11 protein-coding genes are annotated in these 21,209 nt (G+C 35.9%); 5 read left to right on the forward strand and 6 right to left on the reverse strand.

Annotated elements, in window-relative coordinates; genetic code table 11:
• Position 1 precedes the first annotated feature (1 nt).
• Positions 2 to 1,816 (forward strand): FAD-binding protein, encoded by a 1,815-nt coding sequence (locus Q0794_RS11190; protein ID WP_298941911.1) that lies wholly within the window; start codon positions 2 to 4, stop codon positions 1,814 to 1,816.
• Between the two features lie 202 nt (positions 1,817 to 2,018).
• Here the strand turns inward: Q0794_RS11190 and Q0794_RS11195 are convergent, their stop codons facing one another.
• Together Q0794_RS11195 and Q0794_RS11200 are read right to left on the reverse strand one after the other, a co-directional pair.
• The gene (locus tag Q0794_RS11195) at positions 2,019 to 2,405 is read right to left on the reverse strand and encodes a hypothetical protein (RefSeq protein ID WP_298941913.1); all 387 of its coding nucleotides are present in this window, start codon (positions 2,403 to 2,405) and stop codon (positions 2,019 to 2,021) included.
• A gap of 472 nt (positions 2,406 to 2,877) precedes the next feature.
• Entirely contained in the window at positions 2,878 to 4,749 is a 1,872-nt protein-coding gene (locus tag Q0794_RS11200) for a methyl-accepting chemotaxis protein (protein ID WP_298941914.1), read from the reverse strand.
• 986 nt (positions 4,750 to 5,735) lie between these two features.
• Here Q0794_RS11200 and Q0794_RS11205 point away from each other — a divergent pair.
• Positions 5,736 to 7,457 carry a polysaccharide lyase family 7 protein gene (locus Q0794_RS11205; RefSeq protein ID WP_298941916.1) on the forward strand — a complete coding sequence of 574 codons (1,722 nt, stop codon included), beginning with the start codon at positions 5,736 to 5,738 and terminating at the stop codon, positions 7,455 to 7,457.
• Between the two features lie 700 nt (positions 7,458 to 8,157).
• Here the strand turns inward: Q0794_RS11205 and Q0794_RS11210 are convergent.
• The 4 genes from Q0794_RS11210 to Q0794_RS11225 all read right to left on the reverse strand — a co-directional run bounded on the left by Q0794_RS11210 (position 8,158) and on the right by Q0794_RS11225 (position 15,827).
• Positions 8,158 to 9,828: a methyl-accepting chemotaxis protein gene (locus Q0794_RS11210; RefSeq protein ID WP_298941918.1), complete on the reverse strand. Its 1,671-nt coding sequence runs from the start codon at positions 9,826 to 9,828 to the stop codon at positions 8,158 to 8,160.
• A gap of 937 nt (positions 9,829 to 10,765) precedes the next feature.
• Positions 10,766 to 11,194, reverse strand: a complete 429-nt coding sequence (locus tag Q0794_RS11215; protein ID WP_298941920.1) for a hypothetical protein — start codon at positions 11,192 to 11,194, stop codon at positions 10,766 to 10,768.
• A 627-nt stretch (positions 11,195 to 11,821) separates the two neighbouring features.
• A complete protein-coding gene (locus Q0794_RS11220) occupies positions 11,822 to 13,546 on the reverse strand; it encodes a GGDEF domain-containing protein (RefSeq protein WP_298941922.1) in 1,725 nt (574 codons plus the stop codon).
• A gap of 571 nt (positions 13,547 to 14,117) precedes the next feature.
• Positions 14,118 to 15,827, reverse strand: coding sequence for a hypothetical protein (locus tag Q0794_RS11225; protein WP_298941923.1), 1,710 nt, complete (start codon positions 15,825 to 15,827; stop codon positions 14,118 to 14,120).
• Between the two features lie 397 nt (positions 15,828 to 16,224).
• Between Q0794_RS11225 and Q0794_RS11230 the strand changes: the two genes are divergently transcribed.
• The 3 genes from Q0794_RS11230 to speB all read left to right on the forward strand — a co-directional run bounded on the left by Q0794_RS11230 (position 16,225) and on the right by speB (position 21,055).
• Complete coding sequence (locus tag Q0794_RS11230) at positions 16,225 to 17,502, forward strand: hemolysin family protein (protein WP_298941925.1); 1,278 nt, start codon at positions 16,225 to 16,227, stop codon at positions 17,500 to 17,502.
• 649 nt (positions 17,503 to 18,151) lie between these two features.
• A complete protein-coding gene (speA, locus tag Q0794_RS11235; protein WP_298941927.1) occupies positions 18,152 to 20,062 on the forward strand; it encodes a biosynthetic arginine decarboxylase in 1,911 nt (636 codons plus the stop codon).
• Positions 20,063 to 21,055 (forward strand): agmatinase, encoded by a 993-nt coding sequence (speB, locus tag Q0794_RS11240; protein WP_298941928.1) that lies wholly within the window; start codon positions 20,063 to 20,065, stop codon positions 21,053 to 21,055.
• Positions 21,056 to 21,209 lie beyond the last annotated feature (154 nt).

The following is a 21,209-nucleotide window of genomic DNA, read 5'->3' on the forward strand; positions in this document are numbered from 1 at the left end:
AATGACTGATAAATTAAACCTTTCTCGACGTCAATTCTTAGGGGTTGCTGGTGGTGTTCTAAGCGCATCGGCATTGGCTTCTATGTCTGTTAATGCCTCATCTACGGTTAATAAGCCTAAAATAATGAGTCAAGATTTCGAAATAGAACAGCAAGAAACAGATGTCTTAGTGATAGGTGGTGGTTTTGCAGGATTATTCGCCGCGGTAAAAGCCCATGATGCAGGTGCTAAGACGATGATTGTTGCTAAAGGTAGCTTGGGGCGTTCAGGGCTTACTCCCTTTGCTAAGGGCGTATTTAAATTTGACCCTACAACGTCAAAAATGACGGCGGAACAGTTTCTCGCCAAAGTAAAAGCATCATCGATTAACACTAATAATCCGGTGTTTACCAAACAATTAGTCGATCACTCTTATGCACATGCTGAGCAACTTAAGGAATGGGGTTTTTTTGATTCGGCGCTGTGTCGCAATAGTTTTTTAAAGCCCATTGAAGCGCGCAATATTCCGTTGGTTGAGCGAGTGATGATCACCCACTTAATCAAAGAACAAGGTCGCGTTGTAGGTGCATCAGGCTTTAGTCTCAATACCAATAAAATTATACATTTTAACGCTAAAACCGTTGTCCTTTGTACCGGGTCTGGCGGGTTTAAACCGAATGGTTTTCCGGTGTGCGACCTTACCCATGACGGTACTATTATGGCCTATAATATCGGCGCTAAAATTACCGGTAAAGAGTGGAATGATGGCCATCCTGGTTCGGCTAAAAACTCAGGTTCAAGCTATGATAATTGGCATGGGCAAATAGAAGAAAAGCCATCAGTGAATGGACCTGAAGTACATCATGATCTTGGGATGGAGCTTAATTATCAGGCTTATGTTAACGGTGGACCAGTTACGATGGGGCCACCACAACCTGGCCAGAAAAAGACTGAAAGTACAGCGGTAGGGGGGCCTTATACTCCGCCTGAGTTTTTACATGCAGGAATGCCACCAAAACAACAGCAACCTGGTGGTTTGCTCTCAATGTTTAGCGATAAGCAAAATGCAGGGCCTCCTGGGCGACCAAACGCTGGGGGAATATTCTCAATATTTTCCAGTAAAGGTGATTCTGGTCCTCCAGGTATGGGCGGTGAGAGTGTTGGCGGGTCAACTGCTGGCATGGCAATCCATAAATCGGAAGGGTTGGTACCTATTGATGAAAATGGATTAAGTACCATTCCTGGGTTATATGCGGCAGGTGATGCACTTGGCTCTTATATGTCTGGCGGAATTTATACTCAAATTGGTGGTTCGTCGGCCGCTTCTTGTATTCAAGGTACATTTGCGGGAGAAGCCGCAGCTAAAGCGAGTCAATCTGTTTCTAGCATTGAAATTCCTGTTAAAAAGCGAGCTAATATTGAAGAGGAGATCCTAGCGCCCTTGAAACGAGAACGTGGTTTTAGCCCTGCTTGGGTGACTCAAGTTTTACAAAGTGTGATGATTCCTAATTTTGTTTTATATATAAAAAAGGAACGTATGATGCAAGCTGCACTTATTTATGTTGAAGAGCTTAAAGAACATAGTATGCCGATGTTGATTGCCGATGATTTGCATAAATTACGCATTGCTCATGAAACCGTTAATATGATCATCACTGCGGAGATGAAACTAAAAGCTTCGTTGATGCGTACGGAGAGTCGTTGCAGTCATTATCGCTTAGATTACCCAGAGACTGATTCAGAAAACTGGGAAGCGTGGATTAATATTCAAAAGGGTGACAATGGTGAAATGAACTTTGAAAAGCAGCCTTTTGGTCTCTGGCCTGAATTTAGTTAATAAGAACAATAAAAAATACAATCTGACCTAACCTAACCCAAGCAGACCAAAGGATCATGTTTTGCTTGGGTGCATCGTTGAACTTGGCGCTTTATTACAGTTAGCTCTCCGCATATTATTATAGCTAACTCTTCATGTATTATTGCAGTTAGCTATCCCCTTAATAAAAAATAATTTACCCGTTACGTTTATCTGCTACCAACTATTTACTAGAAAAAAGATGATTTTGTCGGTTATATTGCACTAATAAAAACGCGAATAATAAGAAGGTGACAAGGAAAGAAGGGACAAATACTTGCTCTAATATGTCTCGATATTTTTTAGCCCAAAATAATGCAAAGAAAAGGTGGCTAGTGAAAATAAGGTACAACCAAAAAACAATTCTCTTTGCCCAGGTTCTTCCCATAAAAGCATAAGCGGTTAAGTTGCCTAATAAAATTGTGAACGTCAAAATAGCCGTCGGTATAATAAAGTGTCGTCCTATAACAAAAGTCTGAATGACACCCAATACAAGTAAACAAGTAATAAAAGCGGTTACCCATTCTAAACTATTACGATAATTAAACGTTGTTGGTAAACAAATGGTCATCACGATACCCCACATAAAAAAATTAGTGTTAACAGCTGTTTACACCTTAATCCCACATAATAACATTTAACAGTAATCCAAATAAACAGCTGAGTTGTCCAACACTAAAATGAATAGTTTTTATTGAAATTCAGGTTGTGACATTAAGGTTGAATAGTCGATTTTTAAATAAAATGTTTAAGCAATAAGACTCTCAAGCAATAAGCTTTACTGTAAACATTCTAGTGTATCTTTTGACGTATTTATTGAAGTGAATGATGAGGTGTTTTGTAAGTGAATATTGGAGCGGATACTGAGGTAATTATTGAAGTGACTGTTGAGGCGGTTCTTGAAGGATTACTGAGGCGACTCTTGAAGTTATGCTGAAGTGAATGTGGAAGTGTATTGGAAGTCATTGAAACAGTTGAATACCGATGAACCCTCTGAATTAATATTTTAATTCGCTAGGGTCATCGGTATTTTATTTGTGGGCTTAGTTTAGCTTAAAGCGATTTACCATGTCTGCTAGGCGAGCATTAGCAGCGGATAAACTCTCCGTACTTGCTGACGTTAATTGTCCGTTTTGTGTCAGCTCATGCACCATATCTTGAATAGACGCCATGTTATAACTGATTTGCTCTGCTACTTGGCTTTGTTCTGACGATGCGGTTGCAATGTGAGAACTTAACTCATTTATCTCGATAATTGAGCCCGCCATTGAGTCTAACCCTGTTCCGACACTGATGGTATTGTCCGTTGTGTTTTGACAGCTTTCTTTGGTTGTATTCATTGCATTAACTGCTAACGCTGCATCTTCTGTTAGTTTGGTTAATAGCTCATTGATTTCAGCCGTGCTTTCTTGTGTTCTTGCTGCAAGTGAACGCACTTCATCAGCAACAACAGCAAACCCTCGGCCTTGTTCACCTGCTCGAGCGGCTTCAATCGCTGCATTCAACGCTAACAAGTTTGTTTGATCGGCAATGGCACCAATAACACTTAATACAGAGACAATTTCCTGTGTATTTTCATGCATGGTATTAATACGTTGAGAAGCGATTTCAACTTCATTCACTAAAGCTTGTACACTTTCAGAAGATGACGCAACTAACTGTTTTGATATCACTGCTTCATCACTTGCTTGCTGTGTGCTCAATGATGTCTGTTTAGCATTGTCTGCAACCGTATTCGCCGATGCGCTCATTTCAGTGATTGCCGCAACTGCTTGCTGTGTTTCCCCTACATGCACGTTAAGGGCTTGGTCATTAGACGCTGATACCGTATTAAGTTGTTCAATACTATTTGAAATTTCAGAAGATGACGCCAAAATCTCATTCATCATTGATTGTAGTTGGCTAATAAAGGTATTAACACCTTGAGCAATGTCAGCAAGGTCATCATTACCTTCAACATTAAGTCGTTGAGTTAAATCAGCGTCACCTTTCGCTAAATCAGTAATACGATGTTTTAAAGAAATAATAGGTGAATAAATTTTTGCTAGGGTAAATATTAATAAGATGATCGTTAAGATGACTAGCGAAGCTGCCGTCAGGATTGAGGATATAAGTTGGTCATCTAAAAATGCATAAGCAATAGATTTATCGATATCAATAACAACATGCCATTGTTGACCACCAAGTAGCTCAATGGTCGAATAAACAACCTGTTGTTCATTTCCACTTTTTATATAATTAAATTCACCTGAATCATTATTGAGTACTTGTTGCTCAAGGGATTTATTCGTAATCCTTGTGCCGAATTTTTCATTGCCAGAAGTACTAATTAATCCGCCAGCATCATCATAAAGGGAGATCACGGCACCTTCAAAATGGACTTTTTTAATAAAAGGGTCAACGGCTTCAAGAAAAATATCACCGCCAATAACGCCATTGTTTTCAACGTCTAAAAAGCTAAACATATATTTATCTGAAATGCCTTTATCAAAATAAATCTCAGTAATCATTAATCGGTTTGCCGCTTTAGCGTCTTGATACCATTCCTCTTGGGTCGCATCGTAATCAGCAAATTGACCACCGTTGCCCATCGTAATACCGGCGCTATCTGCAAAATTGACGGCATCTAAAGGAGTTGAAGCAACCAGTAGTTTTGCAATTTCTATTTTCTTTGCTGAATCGTTACTATTCAACAGTACTTTTGCACTCTCAACTACTTTTTTATTGCTATCAAGCCATGCGTTTATATTTTGTTTGATGGAATCTAATGCTTCAGTTGCTTTGTCATTAACTGATATTTTGCTTTCTTCGCGTGTGTTTGAGTATGAAACCCAATTTGATACTAATAACGAAAGTGCAACGAATAATGTTGCAGACAACATGATACGTTGTTTAAAACCAATAGAATGAATCACATATATTCCTTTAAGTGTGTGTGTTGCTGTGTAAATTAATATTCTTTGAATCGAGTGTAGACTAGAAAACTAACGTTATGACTATAAAGATAATATACATTACCCTTAATGGGTATTATTTTATCAGTTTTTTTTACGACGAAAATATAATTAAAATTATATTTTTATATATATCAAAGCTTTATTAAATATTTTAAGGTGGTTCGATTACGGTGTTTTACTCATTAATCTTTGGGGGACATAATCTTTTTCTTGAATGAAAGTGGCTGTTTTGTGGAGAACTAAAAAAATTTTTGAATAGGACATTATTCATCTTGGATGAAAAATAGCCCCTGTAAATAATGCTGTTTTGATAACGATCATTGATAGGACCATTAAAAGGATCTGAGATGTTATTAATAACGTAATGACGGCGATAACCTCATTATTGCTTGCTCATTTATTGTTACCTCCTTTCTGAATAAAACTCATTTAATGTTTTCTATTATTTCCTAGATTCGCATTACAAGTGTCGTTATCGAGACTAAAATCGCGTTTATTTTATCTTGAATATCCATTGATATACTTCTTTAGTGCCTATCAAATTTAGTAAAAAATAATTTTTTGTGTATTTATTATCATTATTTTTTCAGGCTCTCATTGCCCCTGTATATGGCTTATAAGTATTATTTTAGGGCTTTGTTTTTTTGTCTCTTCTTTATTGGTTATATTATATTTAAATATTTTTATTGAACTTTATCAACATCTTACCGTCTTCTTTAAAGTTCAACTGATTATTGAACAAAGAAGTTAAAGTGTGACTTGTCATTTCTAAAAGTATGATAAATGTGATGCTCTTTACTTTTAAGTGGACTAATTGTTGCTAAATATCTCAGTATATTCAATTCTTAGCGCCGCGTTTTAAATCGTGAAATAACATGTTTTATTTAAATAATGGGGGAAGGTGTAGTACCAGCTCTTAATGGATGATAATTAAAGGAATACCTATGAAATTGAATACGAAACTTAGATATACAACAGCACTTGTTGCCGCTGCATTATCTGTGACTGCTATTCCAGCAGCGAATGCGGCATCAGTCAGTATTGTTAATGCTGGGTTTGAAGATAGTTTTAATACTGGTTGGTCAGATACTGATCCTTCAGCTATTTCTAGCGATGAACGCAGTGGTTCTAAAGCGGCTAAAATCACTGGCGATGGTGGTAAATTTGAGCAAGACGTTACGGTTGAAGCTAATACTGATTATGTATTAACGGCTTACATTTCTGGTTACGGTAAAATTGGTGCATCGGTTGATGGTACTCGTTATACAAGAACTGGCGGTGGCGATGATTATGAACAAGTGACTGTCTCTTTTAACTCTGGCGATTCTACTTCAATTACTATTTTCGGTAATTATTATAACGAAGAAGGGCGATTTGATGATTTCGCACTTGAAAGCAAAGCGTCTACTAATACTAATACCGTAGTGGATGGAACATGTACAGATAGCGAGGCATTAGTTATCTCTTCTGCATCTGATGATGGGTCTAACGACGGGCACGGTCCTGAAAATACCATTGATAAAGATACTACTGCTGATTCTCGTTGGTCTTCAAATGGTATTGGTAAAACCATTACTTATGATTTAGGTGCCGACATGTCAGTTAAAGAATTAGCGGTGAAATGGTATAAAGGCAGTGAGCGCAGTTCATATTTCGATATCCATACTTCGACAAATAATAGTAATTGGACTTCAGTATTATCTGGTGGCATTTCTTCTGGTGGAGATTCAAGCTATGAAAAAATTGATGTCACAGATACTGAAGCGCGATATGTTCGTGTGACAGGTAACGGTAATTCTGCAGGTTCTTCTTGGAATAGCATTGTTGAAACACAAATATTAGGTTGTACAGATGATTCAACCGTCGATTCTGGAACCGTTGAACCAGATGATTCGGAAACGGTTGATACAGAAACTCTAGAGCCAGGTGATGCTGAATATCCATCTGATTTAATGAGTAACTATAACCAGTGGAAAATTACTTATCCCGATGGCGTAGAAGATAAAACTCTCTTTGAAGCGACTAACGAATACTTCTATGTTAATGACACAGGTAACGGCATTGTATTTAGAGCACCTGTTAGGTCAAATAATGGTACGACACCAAACTCTGACTATATTCGTTCTGAACTGCGTGAACGAACTAGTGATGGTGATTCAGATATTTACTGGACGACCAGTGGCACTCATGTTGTCTATTCTAAGCAAGCCATTACACACTTACCGCTTGTTAAAGACCATTTAGTAGCGACTCAAATCCATGGTAATAAAGACGATGGTATTGATGATTCGATGGTATTGAGACTAGAGGGTGAGCATTTATTCCTAAGCTTTAATGGTGGTAAATTAAGATCTGATCTCACGATTAAAGAGGATTACACGTTAGGCACAATACATGAAGTTATCTTTGAAGTTATTGATGACAAACATTACGTTTACTACAGTGAAGATGGTGGTTTAAACGCAGCTTATACTGCAGGTAATGCGAGCCAATACTTAGTGAAAGACGGTTCTAGTAATTATGTGATGGATCTTAATTACGATCAATCATACTTTAAAATCGGTAATTACACTCAAAGTAATGCTGAGGAAGAAGGTAGCGCTACTGATGACGAAGATAACTACGGTGAAGTGGTTGTTTACGATTTCTGGGTTGATCACGAATAAGCGTACTCACTTTTATTTAGCCTAAATTAACTTTATTTAGCTTAGCTTAGTTTAATTTAGTTTATTTGATTCTTTAGCCTGACATTGACTGAACATATATTGGATAGGCTCAATTACTTTATCAGTTAAAGAGTCAGCAGCTAGACAGAATTAATATCAGACTCAAGCAGACCAATAGGTCTGCTTTTTTGTGGGTGAAATAATGAGGGAAGTATCTTTATTTTAACTTTTAACCTTTGAGCCATAAGAAAAATTAAATCAAGTCGATAGCATGGTTGGAAGCATGATTGGGAGAAAATGGTTAAGTCGACTTTAGTTTAAGTTTAACGCTCACCTTGTACAACTAGCTGTTCATTAACGTTCGTCGTAAACCGTGATGGTAAATCATGTGTCCATCAAAGGATGTACTTATTTACCGAGTTACTCGTTTGCCTATTAGACCATCTACCCTTTAGCCCGTTTACCCATTAATCTAGTTATTAACTTATATACTCAGCATGATTGAGAATATGTTTAAACCGTGTTTTATATTATGAAATTAGACTATTTATGACTTAAAAAAAATGCCATTCACTTTAAGTGAATAGCATTAATTTTTATGGCTAAGAGATGACTTTTTTAAATTAAAGCTAAGGTAACGCTGACATTAAATGATCAGTCTCTTTAAACTTAAACTTAAACTTAAACTTAAACAGTAAACTTAAACAGTAAACTTATTGGTCATATCAACAATCAATTTAGATTGCATTTCAAGGTTTTCAAACTGCTCTCTAACCTCTGCTGAGCTATTACCAATATCATCAGCCAGTGATGCAATACCATTAATGCGTTCTGCAATTTCAGAAGATACAGTAGATTGCTCACTCGCTGCTGTTGCAACTTGAATATTCATTTCAGACAGCTGTTGAATAGACTGATTACTACTGCCAATAATGTCACGAATACGTCCCATTGCTTCAGTTACAACGACACGCTGTTTATCTGAACGAGCCATATCACCGACTGTTTTTTCAGTGCTCGTTTGTAGTTTTTCAAGTATCTCTTTGATTTCTATCGTACTATCTTGGCTACGCTTGGCAAGGCTACGAACTTCATCTGCCACTACGGCAAAACCTCGACCTTGTTCACCTGCACGAGCTGCTTCAATCGCCGCATTAAGTGCAAGTAAGTTAGTTTGTTCAGACAAGCCTTCAATAACACTGAGCACAGAGCTAATTAAATTAACGTTACCGCCTAATTCCGTGACAGACCTTTCTACACCAACCATTAACTCATTTAAATTATCTAACTGCTCATTTGATACTTGGACTTGATCTAATACGACTTGCATCTCTTTTTCTACAGAACTTGCTGATAAACGTGTTTGCTCTGCAGTATTGGCTATTTCAGTAGAGGTGGATGACATTTCATCAATCGCAGTAGCGACTTGAATCGTTTCATTTTTTTGTTGGTTAGACAGTGCCTCTAAATTTGCTTGTTGTTTACTAGACACATTCGCAATCTTGTTTAATTCATTACTAGTGCCTTTTAAGTTGCGTATATCATCCCCCATCGAGCCGAGGAATCGATTGAAGTCATCTGCAATTTGGTCAAGTAACGAAATTTGACTCGCAGGTAATAGAGCTGTTAAGTCTCCTTCACCACCGGCTAAACCTCGAACAGATGTACTTAAATCATTTAATGGTCGGTAAATTCGATTGATGGCAATAAAGACGACAATAGCAACAATGATAAAACTAATAGCGAAGAACAAAAGTGCTTGTGCTATCGCTTTATTCGCAACGTTTAATACTTCCGCATCGATGATTCTTTGAGCTCTGTCTACGTCATCGATATAAAAGCCTGTTGAAATAATAACATTCCATTTAGGAATGAGTAGAGAGTAAGAATATTTTGGAGAAGTCTTTGTATCACCGGGTTTAATAAAGTAATAAGTGGTAAAACCAGATCCTGATTTAGCGGCGTCTATAATATTTCTAACAATATAATTGTCTTCTTTATCTTTAGCATCCCAGAAATTTTTGCCGATACCTTCATTCGATCCGCTTTGTAGTCGAATCCCATTTAAATCATAGGTAAATATGTAGCCTTTACCGTCGTCGTACAGTAAACGATTAACCAATGCTAACGCTTCTTCCATTCCTGTGTCACTAGGCATATCAATATACGGTTGAATTATAGAATGGGCGGAGTCTATGATAGTCACTAAACGCTTCTTTTCTATTTCTATTGTATTTTCTCGCGTGACTTCACTGACTTTTTTCTCAATATTAGTGGTGCTGCTTACTTCAATATATAACCCTAGCAAAGCGATTAAAATGAAAGGGGTAAATACCAAAAGATATATTTGAAATTTCAAAGAACGTAACATTAAATACTCCATTAAACGTTATTGTTAATAAGATGTTTTGCTGGTGGTCTAAATATAGGTCATAGATTATATTTTTTATTAAACAGTGAGACAGAATCCTTTGAAGTCCCACTATTTAGCAGCATGTTGAAATTAAATTTTTAATAATGAAGTAGTATCATAAATAATTATATATAGGTAGTTTTTTGCAGTTAAAGCTGAATTAGCCTCTTGTTTTATTCATTGTTTAAAGGAAGAGGGTTAACTCTTTATGTCATGGTTAAGTTAAGTTAAATAGCTAAATAAAAGAGTTAAGTGAAATGGTTCTTTTTATATTTGTGTGTGGGGGAAGTAGGTTGCTCGTTTATTTATCAGTTAATTTATTAAGTTAAATAGCGAGACCAAAGATACTCATTAACTGAATTATTTACAGGGGCATTTTACTGGTCAAAATGACTTTTTTTTCGTTGTAATCTTCATAAAGGGAGCAACTATGAGGCAGACGATTAATGAAGTTCATCTTTGAAAGACCTCAATTTACACCTTAGACTATGTCATTTTTCTATAAAAAACTGAGACCAGTTATTATCAGAATCCAAGTGCCATTGCCATTAGTAATGAGACGATTATTTGATCGTATACTTCAAATCTAGGATGAGATGCTTTTAAATTTCATACTGTCTTCAGCTTGTAACTTCACACTTAATCCGGCTCTTAAATCAGTACTATCGTTTCATATTAAGTTGTAGTGGTACCGTTTAGTGGCTTAACCCGTGTCTATCTATGCTGAAGATATTTGCTTAGTTCTTTTTTCAGTGCAAGTGTTTATAAAATATCGGGGATTTCAGAACTGGATAGAACGAGATTGTTCCAAACAAGGATAAATAATGCATATCAATACTGGCCGATAGACTTTATTTAACCCTATTTGGTAAGGTATTAAACTACGCTAAGAACGCTATTTATATTCATACTTCTTTTTTATTTTTTGTAATTCGAAGTAATAAACAGGGTTATCTAACTCACCCCTAGAATACCTATTTTCTAAAATCAGAAGCTCTTTTTCCTTTTGTTTCCTTAGTTGATATTTTGTCTTATCGTAGTTAATGGCCATTGAGCCGTTATAACCATTAACGGGTTCCCATAATATAGAAATAGGCCACAGCAATAAGTTGGTGATGCCTCGACCTGGATTTCTCGTATAAAAAGAACCGAAACCAGGTAATATGCCTAATAGGCTACCAAGAGTAGGATTTTTATCTTCAATTAAAACGCCATCGTTTTGAAAAGCGGCATATTCTCTTTGTTGTCTTTCATCTAAACCGGAGACACAGCCCGATAGTGTTAATGTAAACCAGCCCAATATTATTATTTTTATAAACTGCATTATTTTTCCTTTTGAAATTTAGCACTTAGTATTTTTAAAGATTAACTTTGAGCTACAAAAGGTACGTGTTCATTAACGATTCATCATATAACGGTGTCCGTAAGTTTTTAGTATTATAAATCCAATCAGCTATGCTTAATAACCTATCACTTCTTCGTTGATTTTGGTCATTACCGCAGCAGTACAACATTAAATTGAGTGGTGATTTAATAAGTTGTAGAAAACTCCATTTATTAAAGGGTTTACCAAAACATTAGGCATCTTATTATTTGAAATAACCTTGAATGGTACGCACTCTGATAAGCTCTTCAGTAGAAAAGGTTCTTCTAGTAGAGTTAAATCCGCACGAGTATATTACTTAAGAGGTTAAGAACCGGTTAATGTTTTCTTTTTTCTAACAATAGAAAAGATAACTTGTCTCTTAAAACGGGGATCTCCCAGTTCATAGGATAAGTGATGTCTGCTACATCAGTGCTTTGTGGTATTTGTACAGAGTAAAGATAAGGTAACCTCAACTAGAGAGGGAGTCGCTTTAGGCTGGTTATGCATTCATTTTAAAAGCCGTTTATTGAACAACTCATGAACATTATTTCTATTTTGAACTGAACCGTCATACCAACAGTTCGTTTACGCTGAAGTCACTCTATTTTTGCCATTCTTTTTAGACGTGTATAAAAAATTATCCACTCTTTTAAAGATCGAGTCTTTAGAGTCTTGATTGGTTATTTCTGTTAACCCTATACTTAATGTAATATTAACTTTACGATTTAGCGTCAGATTCAAACTTATACTTTTTCTTATTTTCTCAATAGCTTGTTTGCTTTTCTCCAGATTAGTGTTCGGGAAAATAACAATAAACTCTTCACCGCCTATCCTAAACAACATATCGCCATTTCTAATATTAGCTTGCAATACGCTCGAGATATTTTTTAATACTATATCGCCAAAGCTATGGCCGAAGTTATCATTTATCTCTTTAAAATCATCGGCATCAAAAATAGCGAGAGAAAAAGCCGTACCGTATCTTTTATACTGGGAGATTAAACTCTCTATGCTTTCATCGTAAGCTTTTCTGTTTTTAATACCTGTTAAGAAATCGATATAAGAGAGTGCTTTATTCATGGTGATTTGATTGTTTAATTTAGCTAACATTTGGTTATAGCTATCAATCAAAACACTGATATCTTTGATGGACGATTTTTCATCTTTTATTATCTGATTATGTTTAATCATTTCAGTAATAGAAGTAATTTTCTCCGTTATCTCTCTCTTTTTATAATATTCAAATAAAGTTAAAACGAGCAGAATAAGAACGGTGATGAACAAAAAAGTGTTTAGGTTTTGTCTTAAATCACTGTCTAAGGGAGCCAAAGGAAAAGACGTTTTAATAAATAATAAAGTATCGCTTCTTTCACCGAATAAAGAACCAGTAGAAGAGTAGAAATTGAGTGTGTTTTTCTTCTCATCTGTAAAGCTGATTAACTTTTCATTCAATGGAATAAGTTTCACTAAGATTTTATTTAAACTTATTTTTCTAGTATCTGAGGCGGCTAATTTCTCTATCTCTTTATTTTTTAATGCTAAATTGATATCAGATAGAAAACGTTGTGTAAGTTCTTTGACGTATTGATTATGCTTGGATTTAGACTCAATCTCTTTCGACTTAATATTAATTTCTTGTATAAAAAATTCAGTCGCCAAGTATAAATTTATTTGACTGTTTTCAGTGAGAAAATACTCTAATTGTTTATTTATCTCTTCGCTGTAATCCAAAGAGAAGCCTAGTTGTAGAATATACTGACCGTCATCTGACACCTTAATTAAATATCTCTTTAATTTTGAATCAAGGTCAAGTTTAGGTGAGGAGATATCGAGTTTAACGGTGTGATTGAATACCTTATCAAAGAGTTCTTTGACAATTTTAAATTGACCTAAGTTAAGCCCAATCTCTTTTTCATAGGAAGCCTTTTCAATAACATAATCTCGATTGATCATGAAAACTTCATATTGCCCAAAATTAACACCTTCATTTAATGCCGCTGCCATTGCTTTTAAATTCAAATGTTCTTTTTGATTGTTATACAACGAAGACAATTGTTCGAGTTTTTCGATGTTTTGACTTTCTTCTTGGATGAATTGATATTCAAGCTTATCGAATATAGATCTTAATTTTTCTCTGATTTCTAATGATTTAGTATATGTTGAGTTTTGGAAGTTTTCTGAAGTGATCTTATTAGAAGCAGTGTATTGATAGTATAAACCAATGAAAACAATGATAAAAAGGCTGGCAAAAAAGAACGCATTAAACGTCTTTAAGCTTATATTCTTATTTAAAAAGTCATATATCCGCATAAATCATCAAAATGCTATTAGTTATCATTATCATTATCATTTTTTCATCTTTACATAAGTTAATTTTTTATATTACATGAATAACAAATAAAATAAAGGTTTCTTAAATAAGCTTTTATGTTGTTGTAACACGTTAATAAATAAGCAATTTTATCTTTTTGGGACAGGTCTTGTTTCCTTGTTTAAATAAAGGGTTTAATGTGTTTTTTGTGAGTTTTTAGTCAATTAGATCGATGTTTTATTTGGGTTTTTGGGGAACTATGAAGCAGAGTAAAAGCGCAATGATAGGTTCTCAATGAGGCTTTCATTTTTTGATTTGTTGCAATCGTGAATGAGACAAGGTTTATTGGTATGAGTGGAGAAACTCTGCGAGTCATTTTCTGATCAAAGTATAAATTCCTTTCTCAACACACCAGTTCATACAGCACACCCATGTGCTCAATGAACTTAAGTCAAACGTCTTGTTTGGCTTTGCTGAAAAGGAGTTTATGATATGAGAAAGCTCAAGAGTAAGAGGTTGTAACCACGTTGAAAATTTTTTTTCTTGAGCCTATTGTTGACCAGTGTGTCATCATAGTTTTTCTATTCCTGCTTTAACCGCATTTATTAATAATCGTAAGGTGCCTTTTTTCTGAGAAGGTGGGATTATCTTCATTTCTGATTCTAATAATTTTAATAGTTTCATTAAAGTGTTTTTTTCATCGGCAAGAAAATCACTTATATTGATTGATGTATATCTATTGGATAGAAAATCAGCAAACTGTCCAACATCTGTCATTGACCAATTTTTAATGACTTCAAACCATTGTTCAGAAGTATATTTGTTAATAAAATTAGAGTGTTGAAATTGCTTATAAATGTAAATGTCGCTCTCTACCCATGAACTTTTAATTCTTTCAAAACGTAAGCGATTATCTTCTGCTATTTTTTTGTTCGTCGATATTTCTTTTTGATTATTAAATTTATCAAGTATTTCCTGTGTATTGATTTTCAGTGATTGGTATCTATTTTCTAAAGAAAGTAGGTCAAAATTCTTTTTTTCGCATAAATCTGAAATTTGATTAAGAAAAGCTATTTTATCTCCTGCTATAAATTCTTGAGCTAATAAATATATGTAGAAATCACAGGCTTCAAACCATTTCGATATCGGTACATTAATGTCTTCAAAAATAAATTCTTCTAGTTTTTGTACCGAATCAGAAAACTCGGCTTCTGATAACGTATAACCTCTTGAAAACATCAGCTTGTCGATTGGATCATCTTTAGTAGGTAATCTACCTAATTCATTTATTAACGGGGGAAGGTGTGCTTTACCACTACAATATTCGATAATTTTTTTCGATGGTACGTTAATCGTTCTATATTTCGTAAACTCATCTTCTTGATTATCTTTTTTTGAATTACTTGGATTAAGTATGACGTCTAATCTGGACTGATCACTTAGGCCTTTAATTATTTCCTCTGAACTTTTTCCCAAACAATAATGTAAATACGAAATTCGTAGAACACTTTCAATTATTAATTCCATACTTGCATCAATATCAATAAGCTGATCATGAGTTATTAATTTGTAAATATTAGCGAGTCTATTCGCTGCTCTTTTTAGAGCTCTGAGATTGGTAAAATCTAACGTGTTAACTTCTTTCTCTATGATATGTTGGTACTTGTCAAAGTAGTTGTAGTCTTGAAATACGATTTTTAAAATTTCTTGATTTGTTCTCTGAAAATAGACGCGATCAGAAAAAGACTTTTCAACCATCGCTTTATCAATTTTTGCTTTCTTACCATTCATGACAAAAATAAATTCTAAGCTTTTATCCTCAATGAGTCGTAAACATTCACCAACTATGATTTTTTCCAGTTCTTTATTATCAACACGTTCTAGATCATCTAGTATTACTGTGGTATCAGCAATTCTATTTAATATCGCATGTTTAACTGCGCCAGTTGATCCCTTAAGAATAGATGCTATTGCTCCTCCATCTTCTCCAATATTTTTTAATATGGAAAAAGTGCTGTCGGCGAGTTTATCTAGAAAGTTTTGATCTGCCTTTTCCGATAAATAAACAGAAGATATTAACTTATCTCTAAAGTCATCGATATTAGATAACCCAGTTAAAGAAAAGAAAATAACTTTTTTTTCTTTAACTTCGAGAATTGGTATTAATTCTTTTTTAATGTAATGGGTTTTACCAACTCCCCACTCGCCATCAAGTATAACCATTGATGGAAATGAATCATCCTTAAACAATGCTAATATTTGTTTAGTTGTTTGTGACATAATTATCTTTAGTTTTTGAGTATTAAAAGGAATGTTATTCATCATTAAATTAAAGTATCAGCACCATTCAATGGAAGCAATAATAAATGGTATCAAATACATAGTCTAATCTTCTTAAGCCATAGTTTCGTTATTAATAACCCTTCTAGTAAAAACTACTGAAACAACCAACTAACAATATTGACTCTCTTATTTTTATCATAAATTCAATCACTTAACCCAATCATGCTGGTGGATCTTCATATTTAATAAAATAACCGTTGTCGAACTTGAAACTCACTCTATAATGCGGCTAATTTTAGCGCTATACAGCCTTCGTTGGTTTGTTTAGGCGTGTTGAGAATATATTAAATAGTCATCAATGACGGTGGTTATGGTGTGATGAAAGGGTTTGAAAATGAGTGATGTGTTAAGCATTATTTTATTAATATTAGCAGGCGCTGTGTTTGCGATGTCTGAAATTTCAATTGCAGCAGCGAGGAAGATTAAGCTGCGTGTGATGGCGGATGAAGGCAGTGCTAAAGCACTTGATGTGATTGAGCTGCAACAGCAACCGGGTAACTTTTTTGCGATGATGCAAATCGCATTGAATGGTATCTCTATTCTCGGCGGTATTATCGGTGAGCAAGCGTTAACGCCTTATCTTCGTAAGATGATCAGTGTGTTTTATCAAGGCCCGTTATTGGGTGAAGTAAGCTTTGTACTGTCATTTATTTGCTTAACCTCTTTGTTTATTTTGTTTGCCGACTTATTGCCTAAACGCTTGGCGATTATCATGCCTGAAGCGGTGGCTATTCGTATCGTTTCTTTGATGCGTTGGATAACTTTTCTATTGATGCCGGCTGTATTTTTGTTTAACGGCCTGACGAATATTATGTTGCGTTTATTGCATATTCCAACGGAACGTACTGAGCTGGTGACGACCGAAGATATTATCGCGATGATGGATGCTGGCGCTGAAGATGGCAGTTTGCAAAAACAAGAGTATCAATTAATTGGTAACGTATTTGATTTAGAAGTCAGCACCATTGGTAGTGTGATGACGCCGCGTGACCAGATTATCTTTTTTGATTTAGATGATAGCAGTGACGATATTAGCCAAAAAATTATCGAACAACCGCATAATGACTTTTTGGTGTGTGATGGTGGCTTAGATAAAATTCGCGGTAGCATTGAATCGAAAGAGATTTTACGCTTGGTATTAAAAGGCGAGTTGGCACAAATTCACCCAACACAAGTCGATAAAGACTTGTTCTATTTACCTGAAACCTTAACGCTGTCTGAAGCATTGAATGCATTTAAAGTCGCGACACAACCTTTTGCGGTAATTGTTAATGAATATGCGACAGTAGTAGGACTTGTGACGGTAAAAGATTTGTTGAGCAGCTTTATGGGAGAGTTGATCACGCATCAAGATGAAGAGCAAATTGTACAACGTGATGAGACATCTTGGTTAATTGAAGGCTTAACACCGATTAATGAGGTAATGCGTTGTTTAACTATTGAGGAATTCCCTGATCGTAACCAATACGAGACCATTGCTGGTTTTATGATTTATATTCTGAAACGTTTACCGAAACGCACGGATCATTTCACCCACCAAGGTTACAAGTTTGAGGTGTTAGACCTTGAAGGTGTGCGCGTTGAACAAGTGCTGGTGACTAAATTAAAATAGCGAAGGCTTTCAATTGAGCCTATACCAATAGGCTCAATTCATGAGGCTGTAATAAAAAGTGTCTCGCTGAGGTAATATACCGCCTCAGCGAATAAAACTATCTCGTTTCATTAAATACAGCTAAGTCATACTGTTAAATAAAAGCACCACATATCCTTAAATAAAAACACCACATATCCTTAAATAAAAACGCTTCAACTCATAAATACTTCAACTAATCCAAACTTGGATTCAAATAAGAAGAGGGCACTTAAGCGTATTTTTCATACACTTTTTCACTGTGCTTTTGTCCTTATTCTGTCACTGTATTGTTTTTGGCTGATTCTTCTTGATGATTAAATCATTCTGCTGAAATTCTTCGTTTATTTAGTCCTATTAGTGCACTTAAACCACTTCGCTCTTTATGTCACTTAGGCCATTTAAGTTGTTCAAATTTTAAGTGTTTTCTACAATTTTATTGATTTTCACTGAGTTTAATCAATAAAATTGTATAGATAGCTTGTCTGTACAATTTTTTTGATTAAAGACAGCAAAATTATTATCTAGACGTAATCACTTTATTGCCTAATAATCCGCCCGAAATTTATGCCAGACTGTACTTTCAGTTTTCTGGAACACTATTACTCCTACATTACAGAGAGATCTAAATTTGCAACATTCAACTGATATGGACCGCATTCGCGCGGAATACAATGTTCGTTACTGGAGCCAAGGTTTTTATGGTATTAACGACCAAGGTGAAGTGTACGTATCGCCGCGCAGTGGGTGTGATCATCAGGTGGCATTAAGTGACATTGCAGCAGAATTAGCAGAACGTAATTTAAGCATGCCTGCTTTAGTGCGTTTCCCACAAATATTACACCAACGTGTACACAATATTTGTGATGCCTTTAATCAAGCGATTAAAGAAGTAGATTACGATAACCGTTATTTATTAGTTTACCCAATTAAAGTAAATCAACAAAAAGAAGTGGTTGATGAAATTTTAGAAAGCCAAGCGGGATTAGAGCATAAGCAATTAGGCCTTGAAGCAGGTAGTAAGCCTGAATTATTAGCGGTATTAGCGTTAGCGCAAAAAGCTAGCTCAGTGATTGTGTGTAATGGTTACAAAGACAGAGAATACATTCGTTTAGCATTAATTGGCGAGAAGTTAGGCCATAACGTGTTAATCGTATTAGAGAAGTTATCTGAACTTGATTTAGTGCTAGAAGAAGCGCGTTCGTTAGGTGTTAAACCGCGTATGGGTTTGCGTATTCGTTTAGCATCACAAGGTGCTGGTAAATGGCAATCTAGTGGCGGTGAAAAATCTAAATTTGGTTTGGCGGCGTCTCAAGTCTTAACCGTTGTTGAGCGTTTAAAAGCAGAAAACCAATTAGATACATTACAATTGGTGCATTTCCACTTAGGTTCGCAAATGGCGAATATTCGTGACGTGCGTAATGGCGTCAGTGAAGCCGCACGTTTTTACTGTGAATTACGTGCGATGGGCGTGCCATTAGATTACTTAGATGTAGGCGGTGGTTTGGCGGTTGATTATGATGGTACACGTAGCCAATCTCATAACTCAATGAACTATAGCTTAGCGGAATATGCACGTAATATCGTGATTACTATTAGTGATATTTGTAACTTGTATGAACAACCTAAACCGGTGATTATTTCTGAGTCTGGTCGTTCATTAACAGCACATCACGCGGTGTTAATCACCAATGTTATTGGTGCTGAAACTTATAAGCCAGAGCAGTTTGATGCACCTGCGGAGCAAGGCTCTTTATTGCTGCAAAATATGTGGAACAACTGGGAATTATTGTCTGGTGGAAGTGATGACCGTGCATTAATTGAAATTTATAACGATACGCAAAGTGACATTGTAGAAGTGCATAATCAATTTGCGACAGGCGTATTAAATCTTCAAGAGCGTGCTTGGGGTGAGCAAGTAGCTTTACGTATTTATTACGAATTAAGCTTACAAATGAGTACTAAAAATCGCTTTCATCGTCCGATTTTAGATGACTTAAATGAACGTTTAGCGGATAAGTTTTTTGTTAACTTTTCACTATTCCAATCATTACCGGATGCGTGGGGCATTGACCAAGTATTCCCAATTTTGCCGTTATCTGATTTACACAGAGCGGGTGAGCGTCGTGCAGTATTGTTAGATATCACCTGTGATTCTGATGGTGTTATCGACCAATATGTTGATGGACAAGGTATTGAAACAACGTTACCAGTGCCTGCATGGTCGGCTGATAAACCTTACTTAATGGGGTTCTTTTTAGTCGGTGCTTATCAAGAAATATTAGGGGATATGCACAACTTATTTGGTGATACGCACAGTGTAGTGGTGAATGTACAAGAAGACGGTAGCTGGAATATCGATTCTTTAAACGAAGGCGATACGGTTGAAGATGTAATGAAATATGTACATATTGATGTGGAAGCGATTCGTGATAATTACCGTGCATTAGCGTCATCGCGGGTGTCTGTTGAAGAACAGCAAGCTATTTTAGACGAGTTAGAGCAAGGTTTAGCGGGTTACACTTACTTAGAGGGTTTTTAAATGTCAGCTTCATCTAATGATCACCCTAACGGTACATTCAGTGATTTATTCACTAAAGAGGATTTCTCTTTATATTCTAATGCGATGACGTTTATGCGTCGCCCTTTAGTGAAAAACCCGTTAGCGAAAGAGCCTGTGGCTGAAAATGCAGATGTCGTTGTGCTCGGTGTGCCATTTGATATGGCAACGTCAGGTCGTTCAGGCGCCCGAATGGGACCAGATGCAGTACGTCGCGCATCGGTTAACTTGTCATGGGAAAGTAAAAAATTCCCATGGGAGTTTAAATTATTTGAACATACAAGCGTGATTGATGCGGGCGATTTGGTATTTGACTGCGGTGATGCTGAAGACATGACACAACGTCTTGAAGCAGCAGCTAATCAAATATTAAGTAGCGGTAAAATGTTACTGAGTTTAGGGGGCGATCATTTTGTCACGCTTCCTTTATTACGTGCTTATGCAAAGCATCATGGCGAAATGGCGTTGATTCACTTCGACGCACATACTGACACTTACAATAATGGCAGCCGCTATGACCATGGCACTATGTTTTATCATGCGCCTAATGAAGGATTGATTGACCCTAAGTCATCGGTGCAAATTGGTATTCGTACTGAATATAAAAAACAAGGGCATGGCTTTAATGTGATTAATGCGATGGAAGCGAATGATTTATCAGTTGCTGAAATTGTGTCACAAGTAAAAGCGATTGTCGGTGATAAGCCAGTGTATTTAACCTTTGATATTGACTGTTTAGATCCGGCTTTTGCACCAGGCACGGGTACGCCTGTATGTGGTGGTATTAGTTCGGATAAAGCATTAAAAATCATTCGTGCACTGCAAGGCATTAACTTGGTGGGAATGGATGTGGTTGAAGTGTCACCAGCTTATGACCAAAGCGAGATCACCGCGCTTGCTGCAGCAACCATTGCGTTGGAGCTGTTGTATGTTTGGACGGCTAATAAATTGAGTGCATCTAATACTACTGCTTAGTTTTGTTGTTGTTATTTATTCGCTAAAGCTGCGTCTATTTATACCGACTTTTTAAAATAAAAGTTCGGGTAAATAGATAATGCCGTTCACTTAAGGTGAACGGCATATTTGCTTTTAGCTACTGGATATCTATTTTTAGATGATTTTAAACACC

This window comes from uncultured Psychromonas sp. (genome assembly GCF_947489755.1).
GTDB lineage: Bacteria > Pseudomonadota > Gammaproteobacteria > Enterobacterales > Psychromonadaceae > Psychromonas.